Source organism: Dyella sp. (assembly GCF_051954575.1).
In the GTDB taxonomy this organism is placed as follows: domain Bacteria; phylum Pseudomonadota; class Gammaproteobacteria; order Xanthomonadales; family Rhodanobacteraceae; genus Dyella_B.
In genome coordinates this window covers 22,132-29,902 of record NZ_JBQCHP010000143.1, presented here as the reverse complement: position 1 = coordinate 29,902, position 7,771 = coordinate 22,132, and the positions used below count along the sequence as shown (strand labels likewise).

8 protein-coding genes and 1 tRNA gene are annotated in these 7,771 nt (G+C 61.4%); 3 read left to right on the top strand and 6 right to left on the bottom strand.

Going from position 1 to position 7,771, the window contains the following annotated elements; translation table 11 throughout:
- Positions 1 to 16: 16 nt before the first annotated feature.
- Positions 17 to 1,062 (bottom strand): IS3 family transposase gene (locus ACTHNE_RS18040; protein WP_440269957.1). Its coding sequence is split into 2 segments (ribosomal slippage): positions 17 to 864 and positions 864 to 1,062, totalling 1,047 coding nucleotides; the frame shifts between segments, so codons are not numbered across the junction.
- A gap of 568 nt (positions 1,063 to 1,630) precedes the next feature.
- Between ACTHNE_RS18040 and ACTHNE_RS18035 the strand changes: the two genes are divergently transcribed.
- On the top strand, positions 1,631 to 2,257 hold the full coding sequence (locus tag ACTHNE_RS18035; RefSeq protein WP_440269956.1) for an AHH domain-containing protein: 627 nt from the start codon (positions 1,631 to 1,633) through the stop codon (positions 2,255 to 2,257).
- Positions 2,254 to 2,829, top strand: a complete 576-nt coding sequence (locus ACTHNE_RS18030) for a hypothetical protein (protein ID WP_440269955.1) — start codon at positions 2,254 to 2,256, stop codon at positions 2,827 to 2,829. The genes ACTHNE_RS18035 and ACTHNE_RS18030 overlap by 4 nt, the downstream gene beginning before the upstream one ends.
- A 372-nt stretch (positions 2,830 to 3,201) precedes the next feature.
- Here the strand turns inward: ACTHNE_RS18030 and ACTHNE_RS18025 are convergent.
- From ACTHNE_RS18025 to ftsY, 5 genes are all read right to left on the bottom strand, one after another.
- Positions 3,202 to 3,277, bottom strand: a tRNA-Phe gene (locus tag ACTHNE_RS18025).
- Positions 3,278 to 3,347: 70 nt separating this feature from the next.
- Positions 3,348 to 3,626 carry an oxidative damage protection protein gene (locus ACTHNE_RS18020; protein WP_324938355.1) on the bottom strand — a complete coding sequence of 93 codons (279 nt, stop codon included), beginning with the start codon at positions 3,624 to 3,626 and terminating at the stop codon, positions 3,348 to 3,350.
- Positions 3,627 to 3,645: 19 nt separating this feature from the next.
- Positions 3,646 to 4,695 (bottom strand): A/G-specific adenine glycosylase, encoded by a 1,050-nt coding sequence (gene mutY / locus ACTHNE_RS18015; RefSeq protein ID WP_440269954.1) that lies wholly within the window; start codon positions 4,693 to 4,695, stop codon positions 3,646 to 3,648.
- Positions 4,692 to 5,780, bottom strand: coding sequence for an AsmA family protein (locus tag ACTHNE_RS18010; RefSeq protein WP_440269953.1), 1,089 nt, complete (start codon positions 5,778 to 5,780; stop codon positions 4,692 to 4,694). The genes mutY and ACTHNE_RS18010 overlap by 4 nt, the downstream gene beginning before the upstream one ends.
- A gap of 1 nt (position 5,781) precedes the next feature.
- On the bottom strand, positions 5,782 to 6,852 hold the full coding sequence (gene ftsY, locus ACTHNE_RS18005) for a signal recognition particle-docking protein FtsY (RefSeq protein WP_440269952.1): 1,071 nt from the start codon (positions 6,850 to 6,852) through the stop codon (positions 5,782 to 5,784).
- A 343-nt stretch (positions 6,853 to 7,195) separates the two neighbouring features.
- Here ftsY and rsmD point away from each other — a divergent pair, with 343 nt between their 5' ends.
- The gene (rsmD, locus tag ACTHNE_RS18000) at positions 7,196 to 7,756 is read left to right on the top strand and encodes a 16S rRNA (guanine(966)-N(2))-methyltransferase RsmD (RefSeq protein ID WP_324938366.1); all 561 of its coding nucleotides are present in this window, start codon (positions 7,196 to 7,198) and stop codon (positions 7,754 to 7,756) included.
- Positions 7,757 to 7,771 lie beyond the last annotated feature (15 nt).

Genomic DNA, 7,771 nt, shown 5'->3' with positions numbered 1-7,771 from the left:
CGACGCCCCCCCGTTTTCAGTAGCGGGACGAATTAGAGTCCGGGGTTAACTTTAGCTGCTTTGCATAGGCGTCGGGTGTCAGTCCGCCCAGCGCCCTCTTCGGTCGCTCTTCGTTGTATTCCCGGCGCCAGGTTTCGATCTCGGTGCGTGCATGCAGCAAGCTGGGAAACCAGTGTTCGTTGAGGCATTCATCGCGGAAACGCCCGTTGAACGATTCAATGTAGGCGTTCTGGTTTGGCTTGCCGGGTTCGATCAAACGCAATTGCACATTACGCTCGTGTGCCCAGGCGACCATGGCCTTGCCGCAGAACTCCTTGCCGTTATCGCTGCGAATCACTTTCGGTAAACCACGCGTGAGAGCGAGGCGATCCATCACGCGCGTCACGCCGATGCCGGAGATCGCCCGCTCGACCTCAATGACCACCGCCTCGTGGGTGGCGTCATCGACGACCGTCAGACACTTGATGACACGCCCATCGGCCGTGCGGTCGAACACGAAGTCCATCGACCAGACCTCATTGGGTGCTGACGGACGAGCCAGCGGCTGTCGCTCGGCCACCGGCACCTTCTTGCGCTTGCGCCGGCGCACCTGCAGCCTTTCCTCCTGATACAGCCGCTCCACGCGCTTGTAGTTCACCGGCTCACCGTCCTGTCGAAGCTTCAGGTAGATCATTCCCACGCCATAACGCTTGTGCCGCTGCGCCAGTGCGACGATACGCTGGCGCAACGCCACGTTACGGTCCGGCTGCGCCTGATAGCGATAGGCGCTGGCGCTCATGCCCATGATGGCCAATGACCGCCGTTCGCTCAGGCCCTTGTCGATCATCTGGCGCACCCACTCACGTCGAGCCGGTGCGCCTACGGCTTTTTTCGCAGCACGTCTCGGATGACCTCGTTCTCCAGCATCTGCTCGGCTAGCAGCTTCTTCAGCCGGGTATTCTCTGTCTCGAGCTCCTTCAACCGCTTGGCGTCCGGGACGCTCATCCCGCCGAATTTGCTACGCCACAGGTAGTACGACGCCTCGCTGAAGCCGTGCTTGCGGCACAGCTCCTTGATCGGCATGCCGGCGTCCACCTCACGCAGGAAGCCGATGATTTGTTCTTCGCTGAAACGCTTTTTCACGTCCAATCTCCTTCAGTTGGGGGATTGGACTCCAAATCGTTGTGCTACTCAAAATCGGGGGGACGTCGTCGGGGCGATTCACTTGAAGCTTTTCGGGGAAAAGACCGACCCTGGAGTCATTCGCCTAGCTTGACCTCGTTATGTCCTTCACTCTTGTCCGCCGTCCCCGCGTTCGCCAGCGCAATCGCGGACTGAAGCCGCATGCAATCGCTACACTCCTAGCACAGTGTTGGCTCGCCCTCAGGGGTCGGGTCAATCGATATCGAAAATCGGAGATTTGTGCATATAAAACAATGCGATACATAGCATTTTGCGCCGGATGAATGTTGGCTCATGCTTCAACATATAATTTCGCTCCATAGATGGCAGGGGGCACGTCTGATGCCGTGTCAGGAATATGATTTCAACATGTGACGGTTCTCCTCTGTAGACCTGTCACATCTGAGAAATACACTTTAAATATTCCACCTAGTGCGGTCGCTCAAGCCAAGGGAACAAGGAACGGGTTATGGCAAAGCAAACAGCGATAAAGAAGGAAGATCCGTACAAAAAATTCCGCAGTCATGCGGAAGACATGCGGATTGCATTGAACCGAATTGATCCCGCATTAGCCTATAAAGTGGGCAATATGCAGTGGCTCAACAAGGTCAAGGAAGAAATCCGATACGAAAACGGGGAAACGGTTTCTACACTTACCGAGCAGATGTTTTTAGTCGCCGCGCTTTCTGAAGTAGCAATCACTCCTGGACCGTCAAAAGTTCTCGCTTCGAACATGTCGGCGGCGGGCGACCCGAAGCCCAAAGGCGAAACGGAAGCGCATCACATCGTCGCAGCCACGGCCGCACTTGCTCGCCAATCTCGACTCTTACTTTTTCAGTGGCGTATTGCGATTAACGATGCTGATAACGGGGTACATCTTCCGGCTTTCAAGCGATCCAAGGTCGTATCGCTACCCAAAGCGCGCAAGCATAGGCCAGTCCATACTCCGGTCTACCACATGGCTGTCTATGAGCGACTTCAGGAGCAAGCCTTTGAGAATGGTTTTGAAACCGAGGTGGGGCGCGTTGCACTTCGGGCGATCAAGAAAAAACTTGTTGCTGGAACATTCCCATACTTACAGGAACACGTAACATGATTGTGTGGGAGATCAAAAACAAATGGATGAACAGCGTCGCAGCAGTAGGCCCAGATCCTAGGTCTGAATTCAATCCGGGGTTGAATGTTTCGTTCTGGGAACAATTCAAGCCTCGCTCGGCAGGACAGGCCCTTGAATGGAAGGTTCGCCCGGAGCTAGTCGTCCTGCCGGACGATGGGCGGAAGACGTCGCTCCCGCGCGCTGATGTCAGTCCCTTCACGGCTCCTGGCCTAGTCGTGAACGCCAAAGTGCGCAACGCAATGGGGGATTTTCTTTCGAAATTTGGCCAGCTTCTGGAAGTCAGTGTCGACGGAAATACGGAGTATTACTACAACGTCACGAACGTTGTTGCATGCCTCGATCATGAGCGCTCAGAATTTGCTGCTGCTTACGTTGAAGAGCCCGTATTTCACGAGCACCTGGTTCCATCCGACGCTGCGATATTCGTGGAGCCAAAGATGCGCACACGCATTTTTGCCAACGAGGCCGCCAAGTCGATTTTGGAAGAACGCATCTCAGCCGGCAACATCGTAGGCATGAGTTTCAAGGGTTGGAAAAACAACAGCCGTTGATGGCTCAGTTGTTGTTTCGACGCGTTGCTTAGGACGTGACAATCAATCGTCTAAGGGGAAATCGCTTCATGGCTAACCGCATACCGCACCAAACGATCACCCGGCATCACATACGGCGGTGGCTGACCACGTGAACGTTGTTCTTCCAGCCGGCGCGTCTTGCATCCCGACAACAATGCCACCTGCGCTTCATGCAACTTCTTGTTCGCGGGCAACGCATCGAATGCCATCAACAACGGATCGTCGAGGAAAGTGCTGTCAGTAGGGGAGGCATGGACGCAGCATAATGCGTCTGATTTTGCTGCACAGGTGGCCGTGGCTACACACCGAAAAAGCCCACTCGGGTGGAGTGGGCTAAATCACTGAAATCAATGGTGGCCGGGGACGGAATCGAACCGCCGACACGGGGATTTTCAATCCCCTGCTCTACCAACTGAGCTACCCGGCCAGGGTGGACAGCCGCAAGGGCTATCGGTGTTGCGTGGAGCCGCTCATTAAATCGGATGGGCCGGGCGGCGTCAAGACTCCGCTTCGGGTGGCTTGTAGCCTTCGGGCTTCTTTACCTCGCCGCCGAACAGGAATTTTTCCATTTCGCCGCCCAGGAATTGCCGCGCCTTCGGATCCAGCGGGTTGAGGCGGTATTCGTTGATCAGCATGGTCTGGTGGGCCAGCCATTGCTGCCACGCGGGCTTGGAGATTTCCGCAAAGATGCGTTGGCCGAGCGGGCCGGGCCAGGGGGCGAAATCCAGGCCTTCGGCGTCGATGCCGAGCTTGGCACAGTGAACGGTACGGCTCATCGGGCTATCTCTTTTCGTTTTATGACGTGGTGGGTTCGGGCAGCGCCATCAACAGCGTGCGCACCGGCGCGGGCAGGCCCAGCGCGGGCAGGTCGGTGATGGCGCACCAGCGCAGGTCGGCATTATCGGCAATTGCGTGCGCGGGTGCTGCGTGGTCGAACAGCAGCGGTTGGATCTGCAGGCGGTAGTGGCTGAACACGTGCATGAACGGCGTGAGCGGCTGGGCGTCGTCGATGCGCGCGTGGCGTTGCGCTTCACGCCATGCGCCGTCGGTTTCCTCGGCTTCGGGCAGGCTCCACAAGCCCGACCACACGCCTTGCGGGCCGCGGCGCTGCAGCAGCAGGCGGCCTTCGGCGTCACGCAGGATCAGCATGATCGTGCTGCGCGTTGGGATCTTCTTGCCGGGCTTGGCGGTGGGCAGTTGCGCCGTGAGATGGTCGCGGTGTGCGATGCAGGCGCCTTGCACCGGGCACATCGCGCACAGCGGGCGCGTGCGTACGCACAGCGTTGCGCCCAGGTCCATGATCGCCTGCGTGTAATCGGCCGCGCGTTCGGCGGGCGTGTGCGTATCGGCGTGCAGCCACAGTTGCTTTTCGATCTCACGCTCGCCCGGATAACCGGCGATGCCATGATAACGCGTCAGCACGCGCTTGACGTTGCCATCCAGGATCGGAAAACGCAGCCCGTAAGCCTGCGCCAGGATCGCGCCGGCGGTGGAGCGGCCGATGCCGGGCAGTGCCGCCAATGCATCGAAGTCGTGCGGCATCTCGCCGTTGTGTTGCGCCACGCACACTTGCGCAGCGCGGTGCAGAAAACGCGCGCGACGGTAATAGCCAAGGCCAGACCACAGCGCGAGTACGGTGTCCTCGTCGGCCGCGGCCAGGTCGCGCAGCGTGGGCAGTTGCGCCACGAAGCGCTGGAAATAAGGAATGACCGTAGCCACCTGCGTCTGCTGCAGCATGATTTCGGACAGCCACACCCGATACGCATCGCGCGGCTGCTTCCATGGCAGATCATGGCGGCCGTGGTGATCGAACCAGTCGAGCAGGGCGGAAGCGAACGGGGTCACTGCGATCTCGGTGTTGCGGGTTTGGCAGCGGGCGCCGTGCTTTCGCTGGATGCGGGTATGGCGTCGCCGGTCTGCACACTCAGGCCTTCGATATGCACCTTGCCGACGTCGAGCCTGGCCATGTCGATCTGTCCGTTGCCGGGCGGCGCGGATAGTTTCGGTTCTTGCGGATTGGCCATCTGGTTCCACCATTGCGCCAGCGCCATCGGCGGCAGGTCCAGATCGATGTGGTTGTCCGCGCCGAGCAAGGTCAAATGCAGCAGCAAAGGTTTGCCTTGCGCGGCGGGCGTGAGCGTGACCGCTGTGTCGTAATCACCTTCATCGGCCAAATGAAATTTGCCTCGCAGTTCCATCGACGCGTTGGCCGCGCCCGTCCAGCGTGCATAGCCGCTCAAGTGTAAGGTGGTGGCGCTGCGATCGGAGACGTCGATGGTGATGGCGTCCAAACGCAACGCGCCATCGGCCATGCTGGGCACGCTGGAAAATTGCCATTGCAGCGGCGTGCCGTCGGTTTCCTTGGCGGAGAGTTTTACCCAGAAGGCCTGTCCCGGTGCGAGGCGTCCGGTATCCAGCGATACGTTGCTCAACCATTCGCTGTTGTTCTGCACCACGCTGCCGTTGCGGATGCGCACGCCGGTGGCGATGCGTGGGATTTCATCCGGCATGGCGGCCGATTGCGGCGGCAGGTGCATCAACCAGGATTGCAGCGCGTCCAGGTCCACGCGCGGCGAATTGATCTGCAGGCGCGAGATCACCACCTGCCGACCGAACACCGTGCGCCACGGCAACACCAATCGGCCGTTGGCGGCGAGCAGGATCGGCATGGCGTTGGCGCCGGCGTTGCTCGCAACGAGCGTGATGCCCTCCAGTTGCAGCGCAGGGCGCGGGAACAAGGTGGGGCTGGCCGGGCTCGATAGCGTAAGCCGCAGGCCCGCCTGGCTGGCCTGTTCCTTCAGCATCGCCGTGAAGCGGTCGGGCTGCAACAATAGATAAAGCGCCACCAGCACCACCAGCACGACGCCGCCAGCCAGGCTGGCCAAGGTGATCAGCAGCAGTCGCAGTGGGCGCGGGATGGAGCGGAGCATCCTAGGCCCGTGCAAAATCGGCCGGAAGCAGGCCGTCGACGTAGGCTTCCGCATCGAACACGCGCAGGTCCGTCGCGGTTTCACCCAGCCCGACGAAGCGGATCGGCAGGCCGAATTCGCTCGCCAGCGCAAAGATCACGCCGCCCTTGGCGGTGCCGTCGAGCTTGGTCACCACCAGGCCGGTCACGCCGACGATCTGGCGGAACTGGCGCACTTGGTTCACCGCGTTCTGGCCGGTGGTGCCGTCGATCACCATCAGCACTTCGTGCGGCGCGTCGGGGTCGAGCTTCTTGAGCACGCGCGCGATCTTGCCCAGTTCGTCCATCAGGCCGCCCTGCGTGTGCAGGCGGCCGGCGGTGTCGGCGATCAGGACATCCGCATTGCGCGAGCGTGCGGCTTGCAGCGCGTCGAAGATCACGCTGGCGGCATCGGCGTCCTGGCCTTGCGAAATTACTGGCACCTGGTTGCGCTCGCCCCAGGTCTTGAGTTGCTCCACCGCGGCGGCGCGGAAGGTGTCGCCAGCGGCCAGCAGCACCTGCTTGTGTTCATCGCGCCAGCGGCGCGCCAGCTTGCCGATGGTGGTGGTCTTGCCGACGCCATTGATGCCGACGGTCAGCACCACGAACGGCTTGCGGCCACCGATGTCGAGCGGCTTCTGCACCGGCAGGAGCTGCGCGATCAGCTCCTGCCGCAGCGCCTTCAGCAGGGCGGTGGCGTCGGCGAACTCGCGCTTGTGCATGCGGCGGCGCAGGTTTTCCACCAGCGAGGTGCTGGCTTCGATGCCGACGTCGGCGGTGATCAGCGTGGTTTCCAGTTCGTCCAGCAGGCTGTCGTCCAGCTTGGGATTGCGGGCGAACAGGGTGGTGAGCCCGCGCGCGAAGCTGCTGCCGGAAAGACGTTCGCGCCAGCTGCGCTTGGCGGGTGCTTCGGGGGCAGCGGTTTCGGCGGGCGGGGTGGTTTCCGGCGCCGGTACCTGCTCCGCGGCTTCCGCTTGTGCGGGTGCCTGGGCGGTCGCTTCCTCGTTTTCCCCGGGCCCTTGATCGTTAGGCTTTTTCTTCCAGAACTTGAGCATGAAGGCGTTGCTTCGAAGACAATGATAGGGACGCTCTGATCCATTTTGCGTAAGTGGCATGATGTCCAGAAGGCTCGCAGGTGGTGTCGCGCGATGCAGTGAAGACTGGCCGTCTTTGCAAATCGTGCGGCGCCAGCTGCAAGCCTTCTGGACATCACCCTTCAGGCCGGCTCTGTCCGCCCGCATACCTTCGGCCCATCGTCTTGACAGACGGCCAGTCTGCCTTCGTCGATGTTCCTGCGGTCTGCGAACGGACAGAACCGGTGACAGCCACGCAAAATGGATCAGAGCGTCCCTAGATGCTAACACCCCGACCCGTACCGTCCGCTGAGGGCGCCCGCGCATGAAGGCCGCGCCCGGGCGAATCCGCATTATCGGCGGCAATCTGCGCAATTCGCGCTTGAACGTACCTGATCTCCCCGGCTTGCGACCCACGCCGGAGCGGGTGCGCGAGACCTTGTTCAACTGGCTGGCGCCGACCATTGCCGGTGTGCGGGCGCTGGACCTGTGCGCAGGCACTGGCGCGCTCGGCATCGAGGCGTTGTCGCGCGGCGCCGCAGCGGTGCAGTTCGTGGAGCCGGAGCGCGCGGCGGCGGATGCTCTGCGTGGCAATCTCACGCGCCTGAAGGCGGAGGGCGGCGAAGTGGCGACGACCGATGCCGCCCGTTTTCTGCAAACCGCGCCGCGGCCGTTCGGACTGGTGTTTCTCGATCCGCCGTTCGCGCAGCAGCTGTGGACGCCGCTGGCGCAGCGACTGGAGCAGGGCGGCTGGCTGGCCGATGCGGCGCAGATCTACGTGGAGTCGCCGCGCGGGCTGGTGCTTGCGTTGCCGTCGAATTGGCAGCCGTATCGCGAGGGCCACGCCGGCGAGGTGAGCTACGCGCTCTATCGCCGCTTCCGTTAAGCTAGTGCTTTCCCA

Coding starts and splice junctions, on each gene's coding strand:
- ACTHNE_RS18035 (WP_440269956.1), top strand. CDS start 1,631: ATGGCAAAGCAAACAGCGATAAAGAAGGAAGATCCGTACAAAAAATTC.
- ACTHNE_RS18030 (WP_440269955.1), top strand. CDS start 2,254: ATGATTGTGTGGGAGATCAAAAACAAATGGATGAACAGCGTCGCAGCA.
- ACTHNE_RS18020 (WP_324938355.1), bottom strand. CDS start 3,626: ATGAGCCGTACCGTTCACTGTGCCAAGCTCGGCATCGACGCCGAAGGC.
- ACTHNE_RS18010 (WP_440269953.1), bottom strand. CDS start 5,780: ATGCTCCGCTCCATCCCGCGCCCACTGCGACTGCTGCTGATCACCTTG.
- ftsY (WP_440269952.1), bottom strand. CDS start 6,852: ATGCTCAAGTTCTGGAAGAAAAAGCCTAACGATCAAGGGCCCGGGGAA.
- rsmD (WP_324938366.1), top strand. CDS start 7,196: ATGAAGGCCGCGCCCGGGCGAATCCGCATTATCGGCGGCAATCTGCGC.